Origin of the sequence: Aeromonas sp. FDAARGOS 1411, assembly GCF_019047125.1 — a bacterium.
In the GTDB taxonomy this organism is placed as follows: domain Bacteria; phylum Pseudomonadota; class Gammaproteobacteria; order Enterobacterales; family Aeromonadaceae; genus Aeromonas; species Aeromonas veronii.
Map to the genome: position 1 here is coordinate 1,201,730 of NZ_CP077214.1, position 20,378 is coordinate 1,222,107.

The 20,378-nt window shown below is 62.4% G+C and carries 20 protein-coding genes and 1 tRNA gene; 6 read left to right on the forward strand and 15 right to left on the reverse strand.

Going from position 1 to position 20,378, the window contains the following annotated elements:
• The first annotated feature begins 35 nt into the window (after positions 1-35).
• From I6L41_RS05290 to I6L41_RS05310, 5 genes are read left to right on the forward strand one after another with little or no spacing between them, the layout of a single operon-like run.
• Positions 36-1,646, forward strand: coding sequence for an ABC transporter substrate-binding protein (locus tag I6L41_RS05290; protein ID WP_216962467.1), 1,611 nt, complete (start codon positions 36-38; stop codon positions 1,644-1,646).
• A complete protein-coding gene (locus tag I6L41_RS05295) occupies positions 1,631-2,641 on the forward strand; it encodes an ABC transporter permease (RefSeq protein ID WP_216962471.1) in 1,011 nt (336 codons plus the stop codon). Before I6L41_RS05290 ends, I6L41_RS05295 begins: the two co-directional genes overlap by 16 nt.
• Positions 2,631-3,446, forward strand: a complete 816-nt coding sequence (locus I6L41_RS05300) for an ABC transporter permease (RefSeq protein ID WP_167556332.1) — start codon at positions 2,631-2,633, stop codon at positions 3,444-3,446. The genes I6L41_RS05295 and I6L41_RS05300 overlap by 11 nt, the downstream gene beginning before the upstream one ends.
• A complete protein-coding gene (locus I6L41_RS05305) occupies positions 3,440-4,228 on the forward strand; it encodes an ATP-binding cassette domain-containing protein (RefSeq protein WP_216962473.1) in 789 nt (262 codons plus the stop codon). The genes I6L41_RS05300 and I6L41_RS05305 overlap by 7 nt, the downstream gene beginning before the upstream one ends.
• Positions 4,228-4,869 (forward strand): ATP-binding cassette domain-containing protein, encoded by a 642-nt coding sequence (locus I6L41_RS05310; protein WP_216962475.1) that lies wholly within the window; start codon positions 4,228-4,230, stop codon positions 4,867-4,869. Before I6L41_RS05305 ends, I6L41_RS05310 begins: the two co-directional genes overlap by 1 nt.
• A gap of 217 nt (positions 4,870-5,086) precedes the next feature.
• Here the strand turns inward: I6L41_RS05310 and hypB are convergent, their stop codons facing one another.
• Positions 5,087-5,941, reverse strand: coding sequence for a hydrogenase nickel incorporation protein HypB (hypB, locus tag I6L41_RS05315; RefSeq protein WP_216963831.1), 855 nt, complete (start codon positions 5,939-5,941; stop codon positions 5,087-5,089).
• Here hypB and I6L41_RS20765 point away from each other — a divergent pair.
• Positions 5,828-6,184, forward strand: a complete 357-nt coding sequence (locus I6L41_RS20765; RefSeq protein ID WP_254203398.1) for a hypothetical protein — start codon at positions 5,828-5,830, stop codon at positions 6,182-6,184. The genes hypB and I6L41_RS20765 overlap by 114 nt on opposite strands.
• On the opposite strand, the gene hypA is transcribed toward I6L41_RS20765, so the two are convergent.
• From hypA to I6L41_RS05385, 14 genes are all read right to left on the reverse strand, one after another.
• Positions 6,162-6,503 (reverse strand): hydrogenase maturation nickel metallochaperone HypA, encoded by a 342-nt coding sequence (gene hypA, locus I6L41_RS05320; protein ID WP_216962476.1) that lies wholly within the window; start codon positions 6,501-6,503, stop codon positions 6,162-6,164. The two genes, I6L41_RS20765 and hypA, sit on opposite strands and share 23 nt — an antisense overlap.
• Positions 6,504-6,572: 69 nt before the next feature.
• Positions 6,573-7,577: a hydrogenase expression/formation protein HypE gene (hypE, locus tag I6L41_RS05325; RefSeq protein ID WP_216962479.1), complete on the reverse strand. Its 1,005-nt coding sequence runs from the start codon at positions 7,575-7,577 to the stop codon at positions 6,573-6,575.
• Complete coding sequence (hypD, locus tag I6L41_RS05330) at positions 7,574-8,686, reverse strand: hydrogenase formation protein HypD (RefSeq protein WP_216962481.1); 1,113 nt, start codon at positions 8,684-8,686, stop codon at positions 7,574-7,576. Before hypD ends, hypE begins: the two co-directional genes overlap by 4 nt.
• A complete protein-coding gene (locus tag I6L41_RS05335; protein ID WP_216962483.1) occupies positions 8,680-8,931 on the reverse strand; it encodes a HypC/HybG/HupF family hydrogenase formation chaperone in 252 nt (83 codons plus the stop codon). Before I6L41_RS05335 ends, hypD begins: the two co-directional genes overlap by 7 nt.
• A gap of 5 nt (positions 8,932-8,936) precedes the next feature.
• On the reverse strand, positions 8,937-11,375 hold the full coding sequence (gene hypF / locus I6L41_RS05340; protein WP_216962485.1) for a carbamoyltransferase HypF: 2,439 nt from the start codon (positions 11,373-11,375) through the stop codon (positions 8,937-8,939).
• The gene (gene selB / locus I6L41_RS05345) at positions 11,372-13,255 is read right to left on the reverse strand and encodes a selenocysteine-specific translation elongation factor (RefSeq protein WP_216962489.1); all 1,884 of its coding nucleotides are present in this window, start codon (positions 13,253-13,255) and stop codon (positions 11,372-11,374) included. Before selB ends, hypF begins: the two co-directional genes overlap by 4 nt.
• Positions 13,256-13,259: 4 nt before the next feature.
• Entirely contained in the window at positions 13,260-14,738 is a 1,479-nt protein-coding gene (gene selA, locus I6L41_RS05350) for an L-seryl-tRNA(Sec) selenium transferase (protein WP_216962492.1), read from the reverse strand.
• A gap of 314 nt (positions 14,739-15,052) precedes the next feature.
• A tRNA-Sec gene (locus I6L41_RS05355) sits at positions 15,053-15,144 on the reverse strand.
• 213 nt (positions 15,145-15,357) lie between these two features.
• Entirely contained in the window at positions 15,358-15,849 is a 492-nt protein-coding gene (hycI, locus tag I6L41_RS05360; protein WP_216962495.1) for a hydrogenase maturation peptidase HycI, read from the reverse strand.
• Positions 15,849-16,262, reverse strand: a complete 414-nt coding sequence (locus tag I6L41_RS05365) for a formate hydrogenlyase maturation HycH family protein (RefSeq protein ID WP_071910396.1) — start codon at positions 16,260-16,262, stop codon at positions 15,849-15,851. Before I6L41_RS05365 ends, hycI begins: the two co-directional genes overlap by 1 nt.
• Complete coding sequence (locus I6L41_RS05370) at positions 16,255-17,070, reverse strand: NADH-quinone oxidoreductase subunit B family protein (protein WP_005333324.1); 816 nt, start codon at positions 17,068-17,070, stop codon at positions 16,255-16,257. Before I6L41_RS05370 ends, I6L41_RS05365 begins: the two co-directional genes overlap by 8 nt.
• On the reverse strand, positions 17,070-17,615 hold the full coding sequence (locus I6L41_RS05375; RefSeq protein WP_216962498.1) for a formate hydrogenlyase complex iron-sulfur subunit: 546 nt from the start codon (positions 17,613-17,615) through the stop codon (positions 17,070-17,072). Before I6L41_RS05375 ends, I6L41_RS05370 begins: the two co-directional genes overlap by 1 nt.
• A gap of 9 nt (positions 17,616-17,624) precedes the next feature.
• A complete protein-coding gene (locus I6L41_RS05380) occupies positions 17,625-19,343 on the reverse strand; it encodes an NADH-quinone oxidoreductase subunit C (protein WP_017784116.1) in 1,719 nt (572 codons plus the stop codon).
• Between the two features lie 80 nt (positions 19,344-19,423).
• Positions 19,424-20,377, reverse strand: coding sequence for a respiratory chain complex I subunit 1 family protein (locus tag I6L41_RS05385; protein WP_017408180.1), 954 nt, complete (start codon positions 20,375-20,377; stop codon positions 19,424-19,426).
• Position 20,378 lies beyond the last annotated feature (1 nt).

Sequence of the window (20,378 nt, forward strand, 5' to 3'; positions counted from 1 at the left end):
TGATCCGTGAGTGGTACAAAACAAGAAGGATCCCCATGACTGTTTCTCGCAATTCCCTTCGCCATTACGCCAGATCCGGCGCTACCGCCCTGTTGACCCTGCTGCTGGGCACCGCTTCTCACGCGGCGCTGGCCGCTGCTCAACCTGTGCCTGCCGAGCTCAAGCTCGCCATCGGAGCCGAACCCACCGAAGGGTTTGACCCTCTGCTTGGCTGGAGCCACGGCAGCTACCTGCTGCTGCACAGCCCGCTGCTCAAGCAGAACGCCGATCTCAGCTGGCAGAATGTGCTCACCCAATCGGTGACCCCGAGCAAGGATGGCAAGGGGTGGCTCATTACCCTCAAGCCTGACCTGAAATTCTCCAACAGCGCGCCGCTCACCGCCGAGGATGTGGCCTTTACCTACAACAGCGCAGCCAAGGGTGGTGGCAAGATCGACATGGGCAACTTTGTCTCGGCCAAGGTGCTCTCGCCCACCGAGGTTGCCATCACCTTGAGTGCCCCCCAGAGCACCTTCGTCAACGTGCTGGGATCCTTGGGCATAGTGTCGAAGAAGGATTACGACGCAAAAGCATATGCCCAAAAGCCGGTCGGTGCCGGCCCTTATCGGCTGGTGAGCTTCCTGCCCGGTCAACAGCTGGTGGTGGAGGCGAACCCCTATTACGCCGGCGGCAACAACGACTTCAAACGGCTGGTGTTTGTCTTTATCGATGAAGAGAGCGCCTATGCCGCCGCCCAGAGTAGCCAGCTCGATGTGGTGCGCATTGCCCCGTCACTGGCGCCCACCGTGCCTGCCTCCCTCAAGCTGTGGGTGCGGCCGAGTGTCGAGAACCGCGGCATCGTCTTCCCCATTCCGCCTGCTGGTGGCAAGGATGCCAAGGGCTATCCCATCGGCAACGACGTGACCTCGGACGTGGCGGTGCGCCGTGCCATCAACTACGCCATCGACCGCAAGTTGCTGGCCGACCAGCTGCTGGAGGGGCACGCCATCCCCGCCTACAGCGCGGTAGAAGGCTTGCCCTGGCTGAACAAGGCCACCGCCTTCAAGGATGGCGATGCTGCCCACGCCAATGCCCTGCTCGACGAAGCGGGCTGGAAGATGGGCAGTGACGGCATTCGCCACAAGGGCTCCCTGCGCGCCGCCTTTACTCTCTGGTACACCAGCGGTGACAGCACCCGCCGGGATCTGGCGGAAGCGGTGCGGGCCATGCTCAAACCCATCGGTCTTGAGGTGAGCCTCAAGTCCGGCAGCTGGGAGCAGGTGGAGCGGGAGATGCACGCCAATCCGGTGCTGATGGGGTGGGGGAGTCTGGATCCCATGGAGCTCTATCACCACTACCAGAGCGGCTCCGGTGGCGTGGAGTTCTACAATCCGGGCTACTACAGCAACCCTGTGGTGGATAGCCACCTCAAGCAGGCGCTGGATGCCCCGAACTGGCAGGCGGCCGTGCCGTTCTGGCAGCAGGTGGAGTGGGATGGCAAAACGGGCGCCGGAGTGCACGGAGATGCGGCCTGGGCCTGGCTGCTAAACGTGCAGCACACCTATCTCGCCAACCGTTGCATCGATCTTGGCAAGGGGGCGCCGGAAATCCACGGTAGCTGGTCCCTGCTCAACAACCTGCAGGATTGGCGGTGGACGTGCCGTTAAGTTCGCCCTTGAGTCACTCCGGTTATCTGTTGCTAAAAGCCCTGCTGCGTCTGGCAGGGCTGTTATGTCTGGTCTCGGTCGCCACCTTTGTGCTGCTGAGTTACTCCCCCATTGACCCCATCAAGGCCTATATCGGCAACGACCTGCTCCATGTGCCGCCGGAGCAGTACGCCCGCATCGCAGCTCGCTGGGGGCTAGATCAGCCGCTCTGGCTGCGCTACTGGCACTGGTTTACCCAGGTGTTGCGGGGGGATCTCGGCTACTCCATGCTCTACAACGCACCGGTGGGTGAGGTCATAGGCCAGCGCTTTGCCGCCTCCTTCCTGCTGCTGGCGGGCGCCTGGCTGCTCTCCGGTTTTTTCGGGATTTTGCTGGGTCTCTGCGCTGGTCGCTATCTCAACCGCTGGCCCGATCGCCTGATTTGCCGTTTTGCCTACCTGCTCGCCTCCTTGCCCACCTTCTGGGTCGGCCTCTTGCTGCTCGCCCTGTTTGCGGTGCACTGGCCGCTGTTGCCGGTCTGCTGCGCCTGGACGCCGGGCCTCGCTGCCGATGAAGCGGACTGGTTGATGCGATTGCGCCATCTGTTGCTGCCGGTGACCACGCTCGCCCTGCTCGGGGTGGGCAACATTGCCCTGCATACCCGAGGGCGGGTGGCCGAGGTGCTGGAGAGCGACTTTATCCGCTACGCCCGCGCTCAGGGGGATGGCGGCTGGCCCATGCTGCGTTTTCACGTGCTGCGCCACGCCCTGACCCCGGCGCTCTGCCTGCAGTTTGCCTCGCTCGGCGAGCTGATTGGCGGATCGCTCTTGGCCGAGAAGGTCTTCTCCTATCCGGGGCTCGGCCAGGCCACCGTGGATGCGGGGCTCAGGGGCGATATCCCCTTGCTGATGGGCATAGTGCTCTTCTGCACCCTGCTGGTCTTTATTGGCAACACGGTGGCCAGTTTGCTGCTGGCGCGCATCAATCGGGGTTGGGAGGGCGAGCATGCTGTTTAATCCGCTTCCCTCCATACTGCGGCTGGTTTTTGCCCTGCTCGGATTGGCGCTGCTGGCCACTTACGGCTGGAGCCTCTCTCATCAGGATGTGCCGATGGATCTGCTGGCGCGCCAGCAGCCTCCCTCGCTGACCCACTGGTTCGGCACCGATCAGATGGGGCGGGATCTCTGGTTGCGGGCCTTTCAGGGCACCCTCACCAGTCTGGAGCTCGGCATCAGCACGGCTCTCTGCAGTGGCCTGCTGGCCATGGTGGCGGCAAGCGTGTCGCTCGTTCATCCCAGATGTGATGCGGCGGTGCGAATGGTGATCGATGCCATGCTGGCGCTGCCCCATATGCTGCTGCTGATCCTTATCTGCTTTACCGTGGGGGGCGGCATGCGCGGGGTGATCCTGGCGGTGGCGCTCACCCACTGGCCCAAGCTGGCGCTCATTCTCTGCGCCGAGGCGCGGCGGATCGCCTGCAGCGACTATGTGGTGCTGGCCCGCTGTCAGGGGATGGGAGCGCTGCGTCGCTGGCGCACCCACCTGCTGCCGGGGCTGTTGCCCCAGTGGTTTATCGGCACCCTGCTGATGTTTCCCCATGCGGTGCTGCACAGCGCCGCCTTGAGCTTTCTCGGCTTTGGACTGGCGGCCCACGAGGCCTCGCTGGGCCTGCTGCTGGCCGATGCCTTGCGTTATCTGGCCGGCGGTGGCTGGTGGCTGGCCCTCTTCCCGGGGCTGATGTTGCTGCTGCTGGTACTGCTGTTTGATCAGGCTACCCGCGCCTTGCAACAGCTGTTGTGGCACAGGAGTGAACCATGCTGAGTTTTGATCAGGTGACCATAGAGGCGGCCCACTACTCTTGGCTGGGGCGGCGCAGCTGGCAGCCTTTGCTGACCGATATCAGCCTGCAACTGGCGCAGGGAGAGATAGTGGCGCTGGTGGGGGGGAGCGGCGAGGGCAAGAGCCTGCTGTTGCAAAGCGCTCTGACATTGCTGCCGGACAATCTGCGGATGCGCGGCAGCATCTCCCTCGATGGCGTGCCCCTGTGCGATGCCAGCCGGGCCAGTCTGCGCGGGCACACTCTCTGCTATGTGCCACAGGGGGTAAGCGCCCTCAATCCATTGCTGACGGTGGAGCGTCAGCTGGGACGTGCGGCACGTCTCTGCGGCCAGAGCGGTTCTCGCGAGCGGCTCGGCGAGCAACTGCTGCGCTACCAGCTGCCCGCGACCACCCTGGACAGATTCCCGCGCCAGCTCTCCGGCGGCATGGCCAAGCGCATTCTGGCCTGCACCGCGGCGCTCGGCGGTGCCCGCTACATTCTGGCAGACGAGATCACCGCCTGGCTCGACGAGGGGCTGGCTTGCCAGCTGCTCAGCCAGTTGCGTGAATTGGCCAATCAGGGCAGCGGTATCCTCTGGGTGACCCACGATCTGGCGCTGGCGGCTCACTTTGCCGATCGCATTGTGGCGCTGCATCAGGGGCAGGTGAGCGACACCTTGAGCAGCCACCATCTGCGCCAGGGGCAGGGGAGCGAGATGCTCCGTGCCCACTGGCAGGCGCTGCCGGAGTTCAATGCGCTCTTCTCTGTGCCGGAGGTTTCCTGATGTTGGAAGTACGAAATCTCACCATCGCCCAGGGGGAACGCCCCCTCTGGCAGGGGTTATCGCTGACGGTGAAAGCGGGCGAACGGCTCGGCATCTCCGCTCCGAGCGGCCATGGCAAGACCACGCTGGGGCGGGTATTGGCCGGTTGGCAATTGGTTCGGGGAAGAGGGGAAATACGTCTTGATGGGCAGCCGGTTCCTGAACAGGTAAAAGGCTATAACCCTATCCAGCTGGTGCCCCAGCACCCGGAGCTCACCTTCAATCCCTATCGCACCACCGGGCAGGCGTTGTGGGATGTATGGCGCCCCGATGAGGCCATGCTGGCCCGCTTTATGGTCAAGCCTGAGTGGCTTGGTCGCAAGCCGGGTCAGCTCTCCGGTGGCGAGCTGGCCCGCATCGCGCTGCTGCGCGCCCTCGATCCCCGCACCCGTCTGCTGATTGCCGACGAGGTGACCGCCCAGCTGGATCCGCAAATCCAGCGCCATATTTGGCAGGAGTTAATGCGTGAGTGCGAGCAGCGCGGGCTTGGCATCCTGATTTTTAGTCACCAACAGGCGCTGCTGCGCCAGATCTGCCATCGGGTGCTGCGCTTTGGTGAGGCGCCTCTTGCGACGGGTGTATTGGCCGAAAGCGCGGCCTGAGGATTGGCTTCCCCCTCATCCCCAGCCCTTCTCCCGCAAGGGGAGAAGGGAGCAGACGGTGACTCTCCCTGGGGAGAGGGCCAGGGTTCGGGGGGCGAGTATGAAACGCTGGCCATTCTTTACAGAGAAAATCGTTGGCAAAGTGCGTAGATAAAAGAGAGGGAGGCATCAGCCTCCCTCTCTTATTTTCTACCGTTATCAGCGGCGTTTAACCGGTTCAGGCACTGGCCAGCCAGTTAAGCCAGGCATCCATCCCTTCGCCTGTGGTGGCGCTGACCTGGATCACCTGAATATAGGGGTTGACCCGTTTGGCGTTCTCGATGCAGCGGGCCACGTCAAAGCTGACGTAGGGCAGCAGATCGATCTTGTTGATCACCATCAGCTGGGCGGCGGCGAACATGTCCGGGTACTTGAGGGGCTTCTCTTCCCCCTCGGTGACGGAGAGGATCGCCACCTTGTACTTCTCGCCGAGATCGAAGCTGGCGGGGCAGACCAGATTGCCCACGTTCTCGATAAAGAGGATGCCCCCTTCATTGGCGGGCAGCTGGTGGCAGGCATCGTGAACCATTTTGGCGTCCAGATGGCAGCCCTTGCCGGTGTTGATCTGCACGGCAGGGACGCCGGTGGCACGAATGCGTTCCGCATCGGCACTGGTTTGCTGATCCCCTTCGATTACCGCGCAGGGGCGCTTGTCGGCCAGCTGGCGCAGGGTTTCGCACAGCAAAGTGGTCTTGCCTGAACCCGGACTAGAGACGAGATTGAGCACCAGCTGGGCCGCCTCGTCGAAGTGCTCGCGGTTGTGGGCTGCCAGCGCGTTGTTCTTGGCCAGCACATCCATCTCGATGGCGATCAGCTGGCGCTGTCCCATGCCGGGCACCGACAATCCCGCTTCCCCTTTGCCGTAGTGCAGATCACCCTGCTGGTGGTCATGGTCATGGTCATGGTCATGGCTGTGATCATGGGGATGGGCGTGGGAATGGCCGTGGTCATGAGAGTGGGCATGATCATGATGATGGTCGTGGGGGTGATCATGGTGGTGCTCATGGGGGTGATCATGCCCCTCATGGCTTATGGGAGCCCGCACCCCGTGGTAGTGGTGATGGACATCTCCCTGATGGTGATAGTGGTGGTGAATGATCAGGGTGCGCGGCGCACTCTGCTCGTGATCATGATGGTGATGGGTGTCATGAGCATGATGATGGTCGTGCTTATGATCATGTTCGTGATGATGCTCATGATCGTGCTCATGGCCGGCAATCCGCGCCTGGCCGCATCCGCATACGCTACACATATCAACTTACCTCGATGTCGGTGATGCGCAGGCTATCACCCTGCGCGACTCGTAATTTGTATCCGCCGCACCCGGGACAGGCCTGCCCGCGCTCGGTGAGGGTGACCGTCTTGTTGCAGTCGTAACACCAGGCCTCTGCCGCCTGATGCTGAAAGTGAAGTTGGGCCCCTTCGACGACTGTGCCCTTGGCGGCGGCCTCGAAACAGAAGGCAATGGTGTCCGGGTCGACGCAGGAGAAGCTGCCGACCTCGAGCCAGAGGGCGGTCACCTTGGTAAAGCCCCGCTGGGTGGCCTGCTCGGCGGCCAGATCGATGGCGGCCATGGCCAGAGACATTTCGTGCATGGTGGCTCCTTAACCGATATGGGGAGGAGCAGTGACTCCTCCCTGTAATTGACGGAACGGCATGGCCGCTCAACAGATCCGCGGCAGCAGCTCCCCTTGCGGTAGCTCCAGATAGCGGCGGCTGCCCCAGGGGTTGTTCAGGATCACCTTATGGCGCTCGCTCGCCTGCACCACACCGATCTGGCTGGCAGCGGGGTTGAACTGCCGCAAGATGCCCAGCGCGTCCTGCGCCTGTTCGGCAGGCAGAGCCAGCACCATGGTTCCTTCATTGGCGAGATCATGGGGCTCGAAACCGTAGAGCTCGCACAGGCCGCGCACCGGATCGCACACCGGAATGGCGGACTCCTCCAGTTCGATGGCCACCTGGGAGGCGCTGCTCCACTCGTTGAGCACGGCGGCGAGGCCACCGCGGGTGGCATCGCGCAGGGCATGAGGGGTAATACCCGCTTTTAGCAGCGCTTCTACCTGCGGCCAGAGGGTGGTGCAGTCGCTCTTGAGATCAGATCCCAGTTGCAGGGCGTCACGAGCCATCAGGATGCAGGCGCCGTGGCTGCCGATATCCCGCGACACCAGAATGGCGTCACCGGCCTTGAGGTTGCGTACCGAGATGCCCCGGCTCTGCTCAGGCAGCGGGAAGGTGCCGACCCCGCTGGTGTTGATGAAGATCTTGTCGGCTGCTCCCTTGGGCACCACCTTGGTGTCGCCGCAGACGATGCGGGCGCCGCTCTTGGCAAGCTCCGCGGCCATCGACTCGACGATGCGGGCGAGATCGGCGTAGGGGAGCCCCTCCTCGATGATAAAGCTGGCGCTCAGATACTCGGGCTTGGCCCCCATCATGGCGAGATCGTTGACCGTACCGGCGATGGCCAGCTTGCCGATATCACCCCCCTCGAAGAAGAGCGGCGAGACGGTAAAGCTGTCAGTGGTGAAGGCGACGGGGCCGTTTACCGGCAGCAGAGCGGCATCTTCACCGCGCAGCAGGATCTCGTTGCCAAAGTGGCGAAAGAAGAGCTGGTTGATCAGCTGATTCATCTCGACACCGCCGCCGCCGTGGCTTAACTGAATTTCTCTCATTGGATCCCCATATATCGGTAGTAGGCATTGCAGGCCCCTTCGGAGCTAACCATACAGCTGCCCATGGGCTGGGTCGGGGTGCAGCCCCGGCCAAAGACTTTGCACTGGTTCGGTTTGGCCAGGCCGCGCAGGATATCGGCGCACTGGCACGCCTTGTGGTCATCGATGGGGGTCTGATTGAGCGCAAAGTGGCGCTCCGCATCGCGCTTGGCGAAGACATCCCGCAGGCGCAGGGCGGAGGCGTTGATATCGCCAAGACCTCGCCAGCGAAAATGCTCGCGGGTCTCGAAAAAGCGCTCGACCAGCCGCTGGGCGGCTTTATTGCCGCTGGCAGTGACGGCGCGGCTGTACTGCACCTCCAGCGTGTAGCGACCCTCAACCTTCTGGCACACCATCATCAAGAGCGCCTCCATCACATCCACCGGCTCGAAGCCGCTCACCACCACAGGTACCTGATAGCGTTCGACGATAGGCAGGTAGATATCGGCGCCTGTGATGACGCTGACGTGGGAAGGGCCGATAAAGGCGTTTACCTTGGCAACGCCGTCGGCCATCACAGCATGAATGGCGGGGGGCACCAGCACATGGTTGATATGAAACAGCAGATTCTCGACCCCTTGCTCTTCAGCAGCAGCCAGCAAGGCGGCGGTCATGGGGGTAGAGGTCTCGAAACCGATGGCGAAGAAGACCACGGTCTTTTCCGGGTTCTCTTTGGCGATACGCAGGGCATCGAGGGGGTCATAGACGGGGCGGATATCGCTCCCCTTGGCTCGCTGCTGGGCCAGCGTGCCTTTGGATCCAGGCACCCGGATCATGTCCCCCAGGGTGACCAGAATGACGTTCGGTTGGCGAGCCAGCTCGATAGCCTGATCGATGCGCTCTTTGGGCATGATGCAGACCGGGCAGCCGGGACCGTGGACAAACTCGATGCTGGCCGGCAGCAGCTGGTGCAGGCCGTACTTCATGATTGTGTGGGTATGGCCGCCGCACACCTCCATCACCCGCAGCGGTTCGGGCAGATCTTTGGCCAGCTCGGTGATCTGGGTTGCGAGGGCGCGGATGACGTCGGGCTGACGAAAGCCCTGAAAGAGATCATTGAGGGTCAGCATGGCAAGATATCCTGTTTGGGCATCAGGGCCACCATCTGGCGGAAGCTCTCGAGGCTGGCCTGCGCCTCCTCTTCGTCAATCTTGCTCATCACAAAGCCGATGTGGAGCAGCACATAGTCGCCCTCCTGGAGAGGCTCTTCGAGCAGCATGCAACTGACGCGCCGCTGCACCCCCAGGGTGTCGACGGTGACGCAGTTATCTTCGGGGTGCAGTTGCACCACCTGAGAGGGGATGGATAGACACATGGATTTCAGGACTCCGACAAGGTGGCACAACCGGTTGTGACAGGCTGGTGCGTGGCAAGATGGTGGATGGCAAACCAGAGCTGACCGGCGGCGATGCCACCGTCATTGAGTGGCAGGGTTTCGCTGGTCAATACCTGCCGATCGGCTGCTTCGAGCGCGGGCACCAGCTGGTCCATCAGCACCCGGTTTTGAAAGACGCCGCCCCCGAGTACCACCGGATAGCCGGGGAAGCGCTCGGCAAGGGCGATGACCAGAGCGCTGATGGCGCGGATAAAACCGGCGGCCAGGCTGGCGGTGGAGGTGCCTTTATGCCGCTCGCTGACAAGGGTATTGATGAGCTCTGCCCATTGGATCTGCAGCGGCCCTTCCGCTGATTGGCTGAGATCAAAGGCAAGGGATAAGGGCTGTTCATCGGGGGCCAGCTGCAAGGCTGCTGCCTCCAGCAGGAGTCCCGCTTCGCCCTCGTAATCGGGGGTGTCGATCACTCCCAAGAGCGCCGTCACCGCATCGAATAGTCGACCGATGGAACTGGTGTAAGGGGCGTTTCGACCCAGCTGCCAGAGCTGGTGCAGATTGTTGATCTGCCCAGCGGGCAGTTGCTTGATCGCCGGAATATCGAGGGCGCTGATCTGCTCAGGAGTGTGCGATTCAAACAGCAGCCCCAGCAGTTGGCGCACCGGCTCGCGGATGGCCGCCTCGCCGCCGATCAGCTTGAAAGGCGCGAGGTGGGCAACCCGCTCAAATCCCTGAACGTCTGCAATCAGCAGCTCGCCGCCCCAGAGGGTGCCGTCATCGCCAAGGCCGGTGCCATCGAAGGCAACACCCAGCACCGGGCCCGTGATGTCGTGCTCGGCCATCACCCCCAGCAGGTGGGCGTGATGGTGCTGTACTTCGAGGTGGGTTGCATTGTGATCGCGGCAATAGCCCTTGGCCCACTGGTGGCTGAGGTAGCCGGGGTGGCGATCCGAGACCAGAACTTCGGGTTTGAGATCGTAGAGATCGCGAAAGGTGGCCAGGGTTTGCTCGAAGTGCTCCTGCATCGGCAGGCTGTGCAGATCGCCGATATAGGGGCTGTAGATGCGCTGGCGGCCGAAGGCGAGCGCCAGCTGGTTCTTCTGTTGCGCCCCGACCGCCAGTATCGGCGCCTTGACCGCCTCTTGCAGGCTGGGGGTGCAGGGGGCATAACCCCGGGCGAGGCGCAACGTCTGGCGTCGCCCGCCCGCCCACTGCACCAGACTGTCGTCGCACGGGTGCAGGATGGGGCGGTTGTGATCCAGGATGCCGTCAATCTCGCTGCCGAGTTCCCTGACCACAGCCTCGCACTCGATAAGGATTGGGCTGCCACGACCATTGGCGCTGGTGGCCACCAGCGGCATGGCACAGGCATCCAGCAGCAGCTGATGGAGCGGGGTATAGGGGAGCATGATGCCAAGGTAGGGAATGCCGGGGGCGATCCCCTCGGCCAGTGGCGCGGTTGTCAGTAGGGATTCTGAGAACCGATCATCGTTTTTGCGCTTGCGCAGCAAGGTGATGGGTCTGGCCTGAGAGGCGAGCAGTTGCCACTCGTCTTCGCTGCCGGTGACATGCAATTTGGCCTCGGCAAGGGAGCCTAGCATCACCGCCAGCGGCTTGCGCGCGCGCCGCTTGAGCATTCGTAATCTGGCAACACTCTGTTCATTGCGGGCATCACACATCAGGTGATAACCCCCCATCCCCTTGACCGCAATTAGCGCCCCCGCCTGCAGGGCGCTTGCAGCTGCTTGCAGGGCATCCTCGCGCTCGGCCAGCGCATCGCCGTGGCCGCTGCGCCAGCTGAGATGGGGCCCGCACTCGGGGCAGCTCACCGGCTGGGCGTGGTAGCGTCTGTCCAGCGGGTTTTCATAGGCCGCCGCACAGCGCGGACACATGGCAAAGCCCGCCATGGCAGTGTGGGGTCTGTCGTAGGGGAGGCGGCGGATAATGGTGTAGCGCGGGCCGCAGTGGGTGCAGTTGGTAAAGGGGTAGCGATGGTGGCGATCCGAAGGGTTGGCCACATCGTTGGCGCACGCCTCGCACATCCCCTGATCCGGCGAGATGGCGACCGTGGCCGCGCTCTGCTGCTGGCTCGCTTTAATTCGAAACTGGCCATGAAATTGGCTATCAAAGTCGGGATCATGAGTGAGGGGCAGTTCCCGCTCGCTGAAATGATCGATGCGGCTCAGCGGCGGCGCCAATTCCCGCAGTTCGCGGGCAAAGGCGGCTAGCTGCTCGGGCGAACCTTCGGCGCCAATGGTGACGCCGTTGGCATCGTTCAACACATAACCGGCAAGGCCGTGGCGCAGCGCCAGCCCATAGACGAAGGGGCGAAAGCCGACCCCCTGAACGATGCCGTCGATATGAAATTCGCGGCGCAGCCGGTTGGCCACAGGATTGGCAGAGCCAGAGGGGGCGATGGTGGCGCTCATGCCGGTTCCATCTCATCTTGAGTGGCTGGCAGACGCAGCACCCGGCGCTCGTTCTCCTCGCGCCGTACCCAGCCATCCATCTCCATGCGCAGGCAGAACGGAATGGCGTATTTGCGCGACAAACCGGTGATCTCCTTGAGGGATGCCATGTCGATCAGATCTCCCACCTGCTGGCCCGCCAGCACGGCGGCGACCATCTGGTTGTAAAGCTCGGCGTCGTAGTAGATGGGGCCATCGAGCTGCACCAGATACTTGAGTCGCGCCAGATTGCGCAGCTGCTTTTGCAACGCGCCTTTTTGTAGCAGGCCCTGCTGCAGGGCCGCGGGCAGCTTGCGGGTGATAAACGGGTCCAGCTCCACGCCGCCGGGGCCCAGTTTACCGGGCTCGTACCCCTCCTTGCCTTGATCTCGCACCACCTTGAGCACCAGCTGCGCCTCTTCCCCCATATCATCTTCCGACTCGCCGCTGCCCGGTTGCCACTTGTCATGGTGCAGGCGGATCAGCTGCTCGCTCTTGAGCTGCAGGAGCAGGGCATGAGTGACCGGCAGGACGATGCCAAAGCGGGTCGCCAGCTCCGCAGCGCTAAGCGGTTCGCTGGCCAATGTAGCGAGCAGCTGATCGCGGCTCTGGGCCAGCCAGCAGCTATCCAGCAGCCACTCACCGAGGGGGGTAACCTGTTCGGGCCGCCGGTCAAAGCGGCTGGCCAGCACATAGCCGTTGAGCCCCAAATGCAGGGTGGCCGGGTTGTAGTGCTCCAGTTTTTCAGGCAGCTCGCCCAGCAGGGTGTGTAGCGCCTTGCGTCTGGCGGGGTGGATGTCGCCGCACCAGACGATGCGGGCGCCGTGCAGCAGTTCGCTGCTGCCGTGGCGAATGATGGCGAGCGGCTGGCCAAAGAAGCAGGGGATGGGGCTGGTAAAGATCAGTCGCGCCAGCCGGGTATCCTTGATGGGCACGAAACGGGCCCGGCCATGCCAGCTGCCAAGGGCCACCTCGATCTCCTGCGTGCGCAGTGTCTTGCTACTCAGGCTCTCGGCGTTGAGTCGCACGATAAGGTGGGTTGCCGCCTCGCACTGGCCAGCGGCGCTGGTAAGGCAGTGACCGCGGGCCACCTCCTTGTGAGGCACTTTTTTAAGGCCCACCGCCACCCGGCAGACGGCGCCAATCTCGTCGACGCTCTGGTGATAGGCCTGCAGGGAGCGCACCTGCACCTCCCGATCGGCAGGGTAGAGGCGCAGCTTGTCCCCCACCTTGAGGCGGCCCTGTTGCAAGGTGCCGGTCAGCACGGTGCCGGTGCCGTTGGCGGTAAAGACCCTGTCCACATACAGTCGCGGGGCGCCCTGCTCGCGGGTAGCGTGTGAGGCTGGCAGATCGGCAAGCTGGCGCACGATGGCGGTGTGCAGGGCAGCCATATTGGCGCCGGTTTTGGCGCTGACGCTGACGATATCGGGCACCATGCCGCTCTCGTCCATCACCCGCTCCAGCAGGCTCTCTTCCAACAGCAAAAGCTCGTCGGGGGAGACCAGATCGCACTTGTTGATGCAGACCAAGAGGCGCGGCACCCCCATCGCCTTGAGCAGGCGCAGGTGATCGCCGGTCATCGGCATCCACCCCTCGTCGGCGGCAATCACCAGCAGCACCAGATCCAGACTCCAGAGCCCCGCCACCATATTGCGGATATAGCGCTCGTGGCCGGGCACGTCGATGACGCCTATGGTGTTGCCCTGACCGTCGTCGAAGTGGGCAAAGCCGAGATCCTGGGTCATGCCGATGGCCTGCTCGTGGGCACGGGCGGTGGTGATGCCGGTGAGGGCCTTGATCAGCAGGGTCTTGCCGTGATCCACGTGGCCTGCAAGGCCGATAACGGCGCGATAGGGGGTCATGGGATCAGGGCTCCTCGGTCGCATTTGTTGCATTGAACGGGGCGGGCAGCAGCAATTCCTTGAGTTGGGCGATCAGCAGTTCCATCTCGGTCGGCAGCAGGGTGGCCATATTGAGCAGCACCTTCTGCTGGCGCACGGTGGCGATGACCGGCACCGGCAGTTCGCGCAAATCGTCGAGCAGCTGCTGGGCCGGGCGCGGGTCGGTGCACTCCAGCGCAGGGGCCGGATAGAACTCGTCCGGCAAGGTGCCACCGCCCACCACCAGCTGGGCGGGGACCGGCACAAAACAACCGGGCAGGGCGGCCATCAGCTGGTCGGATCTCGCCTGCATGGCGGCCGGATTGCTCAGGGTGCGATGGGCGATACCCTCGCCGACGGGAGATTTGTTGAGCTTGTGAATGAGCAGGCGTTCGAGCAGGGAGTAGACGATGCGGCTCGGGCGGAAGGTGCGCATCATGGGGTGTTTTTCCAGCCGCTTGATAAGGTCGCTGCGGCCGCTGATGATGCCCGATTGCGGGCCACCCAGCAGCTTGTCGCCGGAGTAGCAGACCAGATCCGCCCCCGCCTTGATGTACTGGCGCACCGAGGTTTCATCCGGCGCAAACTCTTCGGTGGTCAAGCCGGAGCCCTGATCCACCGCCAGCACCACGTGCTCGGGGAGGGCGCGGGCCACCTCGCCGATATCGGGGGATTCGGTAAAGCCGCGAATGGCGAAATTGGATCTGTGCACCATCAGCACCAGCGCGGTCTGATCGGTGATGGCATCGAGGTAATCTTTGGCGGTAGTGATATTGGTGGTGCCCACCTCCACCAGTTTGGCGCCGGAGAGGGCCAGAATATCGGGGATGCGAAAGCCGCCGCCAATCTGGATCTGCTCGCCGCGCGAGACGATCACCTCGCGCCCCTTGGCTACCTCCTGCAGCAGCAAAAAGAGCGAGGCGGCGTTGTTGTTGACCACCAGCGAATCCTCGGCCTGGGTGAGGCAACGTAGCAGGGGGGCGATCAGCCCCTTGCGTCCGCCGCGTTTGCCGGTGGCGAGATCCAGCTCCAGATTGTTGTAGCCGGTGTTGAGGTCACGCACCTCATCCCACAGTTCGGCACTTAACGGCGAACGCCCCAAATTGGTATGCACCAGGGTGCCAGTGGCGTTGATCACCCGGGTTTGACGCTGGCGCAACTGCTGTTGGCAGCGTTTGGCAATCAGCGCCTCGATCTGCTCGGGGGCAACGCCATGCTGGCGAAACGCCTCGCTCTGGCGCAGCTCGCTCAGGGTGTCGCGCACCGCATGAGTCACCAGCGGGCGGCTCAGCGCGTCGATAAACCCGGCGAGAAAGGGTTGCTGCAGCAGCTGTTCCACTTGTGGCAAACGGCGCGTTTGTTGCTGGCCGGGCTGTTGCTGAGAATCTGGCTGTGAATCGTCGGTAGCCTGACCTGATGCGGGCTGGCGGTGGGGGATGGCTGGCGCGTGAGACGAGTTCGGCATGGGATTACCAGTGCAGTGCGTGGGTTCGGGAGGCGCACCGGTTTGCCGATAGAGAGGCCGAGCTGACGGGTTATGGCACTGCTGGCGATTTGCGGATGACTGCAAACTGGATGCATCAATGAGCGGGTATAAATTAATGCTGCATCGATGCTGATAAATTAATTTTTGGCCAGCGAGATAACCTGAGTTCGGATTATATTGGCAAGCGGCAAGCACCTTTTTTAAGGTATTACTTCAAACATATTGAACAAACAATGGAAATAACATCCAGGCCGAAAAATTCAGCGAGAGAGTATTTGTTCAATAGATAAATTTGGCGGAAGAGGCAGGAATCGAACCTGCCAAAGCCTTCTCGGCTCACATCGGTTTTGAAGACCGAGGAGGCCACCAGACCCCATCAACTTCCGTAACGGTCGCCATTTTGTGGCAAATTTCTGTGACTGGCAACGCTTTTTTTGTCATAAAAAATCGAGAGTTAGCGATTTTTTGAAAAAAGCAAAGAACCTTGTTTTATATCAAGTTCAGCACAATTAGCCCGATGTTTTTAATTTAACATCGGGCCTCGATCACATTGCCGGAGCCGTCGGTCAATAACGGTCGTTAACAACTCGCTAAATAATCACCTCTTGGAATTGTCAATATTCCACTGCTCCAGTTTATCTATTAACAAGTCGGTATCTTTGGCTGCATCAAGATGCTGATAAAGATAATCCATCGCCTCGCTCACCATCTCGGTCATCGGGAAGGAAAACGCCACGATGGCCGGTTGTACCCCGACAAAGATCACCTCGGGGACAAAGGTCTTGAGCTCGTCGATCAGGAAATTGAGCGGCATATTGTGGGTCGAGAAGATAAACATTTCGGCGATGGTCTCGGGGGGGATCACCTGCAGGGTTCCCGCCTTCTCGCCGATCTCGGCGGCATCCACCAGCACCACTCGCTCCGGTTGCAGCTCCCGCACCTTGTAGACCACATTTTCCGGCGCGATGCCGCCGTCGATATGGATCCAGCCGGGCAGGGGGGCGGCCTGCAGCTTGTCGGCAAGATAGGGGCCGGCACCGTCGTCCCCCATCATGGCATTGCCCACGGTCAACACGAGATTGCAGCCCATCAGCGGCTCCTTACCATCAGGTACATATGGGGGTCGTTAAAGAGGGCGGTGAGCTGATCCATAAAGGTGTTGGTCCAGCCCAGCTCCTGCTCATCGAGTAGATTGTCGGCCTTGCGCAGCCGGTCGAAGGCGCAGGCCAGCATATGGCAGTGCTCGCGATAGATGGTGATCTCGCCAAAGGTGAGAAACCCCTCCATCTTGCGGCGCGCCTCGCTCCCCTCTGGCAGCTTGGCTACCCAGTCGCGATAACCGATCAGCGAGCAGACCAGGTCTGCTCGCAGGCAATCGACGATGCCGAGGTGATGGCCGATGGCGAGGCTGTAGTACATCACCTCCCTGGCCTCTTCCGGCACGTCGAACTGCTCGTCGACGAACTTGCGCGAGAGGCGATAGAAGAAAACCTCGTCAGCCATGCACCGCCTCTCCCTTGCCGGCCGCCCGGTTGAGGCAGGCGTTTGCGAGGTTGTTGACGATCTCCGAGAGGCGGGGATCATCGTGCTGATCGAGGTAGCTCTGGATGCGCAGATCCACATCCTGCTGGGTTGCCCCTTCGAGCAGGGCCATGAACTCGTCGGCGATGATCCGCCCCTGACGATAACCGGCCATGCGGCGCGCTTCGCGCTCGATCATCACCCGAATTTCGTTGGGGATGCCGGTGTGGCGCAGCTCGACCCGCTCACCCGGTTGCACCTCGTGGCTGGTGGCTTTGAGTTTCTGCTCAAGCAGACCGAGCGCCACGGCAAAGCCGTAGATGGTGGCCGCCGGTGTGGGGGGGCAGCCCGGAATATAGACATCCACCGGTACGATCTTGTCGGTGCCGCCCCAGACGCAGTAGAGGTCGTGGAAGATGCCGCCGTCACAGCCGCAGGCGCCGTAGGCGATGCAGATCTTGGGATCGGGCGCCGCCTCGTAGGCGCGCAGGGCCGGTACCCGCATCGCCCGGGTCACCGCGCCGGTAAAGAGCAGGATGTCGGCATGGCGGGGGGAGGCGACCACCTTGATGCCGAAACGCTCGGCATCAAACAGCGGGGTGATGGTGGCAAAGATCTCGATCTCGCAGGCGTTGCAGCCGCCGCAATCGACCCGGTAGACATAGGCCGAGCGGCGAATGTCCTTGAGCAGGGTCTTCTTGAGTTTGGTAATCTCGGGATCCTGTGCCAGCGGCACGGCGCGGGTATGGGCATGGCCGACAACCGGTTCTATGCCTTTGATCTTGCTCATCACATCCACTCCTGTTGTGTGGCTATCGGTGTGATCAGGGCCGAGTCAGGCTGGCTCAGCATGCTCTGTTTTCGTTTGCAGTCGGGGCAGTGGTGCAGCCGCTCCGGGGTGGTCAGCGGCGTGCCCGCCTGCTTGAGGGTATCCTCCACCAGCGCCACCAGTTTGCTCGGGGCAAAGTAGGTGCCGCACAGGGTGCAGGGGGCCAGCGCGAAGCGGGCCTCCTCATAAAGGTCGGCCTTGTTGGTCACCGCCAGTTCGAACTCGGGGGAGAGGGCGATGGCGCGGGTCGGGCAGACCTCCTCGCAGCGGCCGCAGAAGATGCAGCGCGCCATGGAGATCTCCCAGCGCCGTTCGCCGGTCTCCATGTCCACTTCCATCACCAGCGCATTGGCCGGGCAGGCCTTGGTGCAGGCGGCGCAGGCGATGCACTGATCCGCCTGATATTTCGGTTTGCCGCGAAAATCCCGGTTCACATCAATAGGTGCGAAGGGGTACTTGGCGGTCGGGGTGCCAGCCTTGAGGATGGTCTTGAACAGCTTGATCATGATGACCCCTTATTTCAGCGGAGAGTTTTTGCGATCGATGCCGTAGCGCTCGATCTCCTTGTAGGAGACCACGGTGGATTTGCCCTTCTTGGGGTCGACCAGGGTGACCCGGTCGGTACAGGAGTAGCAGGGATCCAGACTGCCGATGATCAGCGGCGCATCCGCCACGGTATTGCCGCGCAGCATGTAGCGCAGAGCAGGCCAGTTGGCGTAGGTGGCGGCGCGGCAGCGCCAGCGGAACAGCTTCTGGTTGTCCCCGGTCATGCTCCAGTGGACGTTCTCGCCGCGGGGCGCTTCGGTAAAGCCCAGCGCAAACTTGCCCGGCTGGTAGGTGAAGCCTTCGGTGAGCAGTGGCCCTTCCGGCAGGTGCTCCAGACCGAACTCAATCATGTCGAGGGAGTCGTAGAGCTCGTGGATCCGTACTAGCACCCGGGATTGCACGTCGCAACCCGCCTTGGTCTGGATCTCCATCGGCAACTCGCGGTAGCCGGCAAAGTCGTGGACCCGGCGCACGTCGCGCTTGAAGCCGCTCGCCCGCACCATGGGGCCGACGCAGCTGAAATCGCGGGCAATTTGCGGGTCGAGCTTGCCGATACCGATGAGGCGGGAGGAGATGTTGGCGGTATCCAGCAGCATGGCCACCAGCGGTTTGAGCTCATCACGCAGCTCACGCACCAGCTGGGCACCCTTGATGCGATCTTCCTTGAAGATGTCGCGGCGCACCCCGCCAATCAGGTTGAGACCGTAGGTCTTGCGCGCGCCGGTGAGCAGCTCGGCCAGGGTCATGGATTTTTCCCGCACCCGGAAGAACTGCATAAAGCCGGTGTCAAAACCGGTGAAGTGGCTCGACAGGCCGATGTTGAGGATATGGCTGTGCAGGCGCTCCACCTCCAGCAGCACGGCGCGGATCATCTTGGCCCGCTCCGGCACCGGAATACCCATGGCGTTCTCCACCGAGGTGGTGTAGGCGACGCTGTGGGTAAAGCCGCAGATGCCGCAGACCCGATCGGTCAGAAACGCCACTTCGTTGTAGCCCATCCGGGTTTCCGCCAGCTTCTCCATGCCGCGATGGACATAGAAGAGGCGGTAGTCGGCATCGATGATGTCTTCGCCATCGACGAACAGACGAAAGTGGCCCGGTTCATCGGAGGTGATGTGCAGCGGGCCGACCGGCACGATGCGGTTGGCATCACTGCCCAGCTCGTTGACGAAGGGGTAGGTCTCGGTGTCGGTGGTGGGCATAGGGCGCTGGCGATAATCCATGGCGTCCTTGCGCAGCGGATGGATATCCTCCGGCCAGTCGTCAGGCAGTACCAGACGGCGTTCGTCCGGCAGGCCGATGGCGCGCAGGCCGTACATGTCGCGGATTTCCCGCTCGCCCCACACCGCCGCCGGAATGGTCGGGGTGATGGAGGGGTACTCCTGGGTATCGGCATCCACCAGCACCTTGACGGTGATCCAGCACTTGGTGTCGCCCTCCATGGAGAAGACGTGGTAGACGGCGAAGTGGCCGTTGAGACTGCGCTCGTCATTGGCAAAGGAGAGCGGAAGCCAGCCCCCCAGCTGATGGAAGATCAGGCTGGCGGTCTCGACCAGACTGGTGGGCTTGACGGTAATGGTGGCCTGATCGGCGGTTTGCCACTCCTCGTCGACGATGGCGTGGGGCAGTTGTGCTCGCACCTGCTGGATGTAGTCGCAGCCGATGCGATCCGAAATGGCGATGGTCATGCAGTTCTCACTTTAATGTTCGGGAATGAGCATTCACAAATGATGAAATCGGAAAAAGTTACTGTGCTGGCGGGCATGGCTCAGATCCCGACCAGATAGGCGAGCAGCGCCAGCAGGGCCAGCCCCAACCCGTAGCGGGTGAGCTTGTGGGTGCGCACGAACTGGGTGCGGGCCATGGCGTTTTCGATGATGCCGGCCAGCAAAAAGGCCACCAGCAGCTTGCAGGCGAGGATCAGCGCTGCGCCGATGAGTGCAGGCAGACTCCAGTTGGCCGCTTTGCCGAAGGGGAGGAAAATCACCAGAAAGAGCTGCACCACTACCAGCTGCTTGAGGCCGATGGAGAGCTTGAGCAGGGCCAGCCCCGCACCGGAATACTCGGTGAGCGGCCCTTCCTGCAGCTCCTGCTCGGCTTCGGCGCAGTCAAAGGGCAGCTTGCCCATCTCGACAAACACCGCGAAGGCGCAGGCGGCACCCGCCAAGAGGGTAGCGATGGGGGCGGCCAGCGGCTGGGTCGCCACATAGCTGCTGATGTTGCCGAGATCCGAGCTGCCCACCATCATCGCCATGATGAAGCAGGCAAGCACCAGAATGGGCTCCACCAGAATGCCGAGGGTCAGTTCGCGGCGGGCACCGATCCCTGCAAACATGCTGCCGCTGTCGAGCCCCGCCAGCGAAAAGAAGAAGCGGAAGATGGCGAACAGATAGATATCGGTGATGAGATCCCCGGCGATGGGGAAGGGTGACTCGTGAGTCAGGGTTGGCAGCGCCATCCCTACCAGCAAGAGGGCGGCGATGAGCAGCGCAGGCATCAGGTTGAAGATGATGCCGGCAGGCTCCGGGGTCACCTCCTGACGGCGCAGGAGCTTGGCGATATCTCGGTAATCCTGCAGCAAGCCCGGCCCCTGACGGGAGTGCATCTTGGCCCGCAGCACCCGGTTGAAACCGGTGGCGAGCGGCGCCAGCGCCAGCATGGCGATGGCCTGGGTCAGGGCGAGGGCAACCATGCCCCAGCTCGGCATTTCAAGAACAGGCATA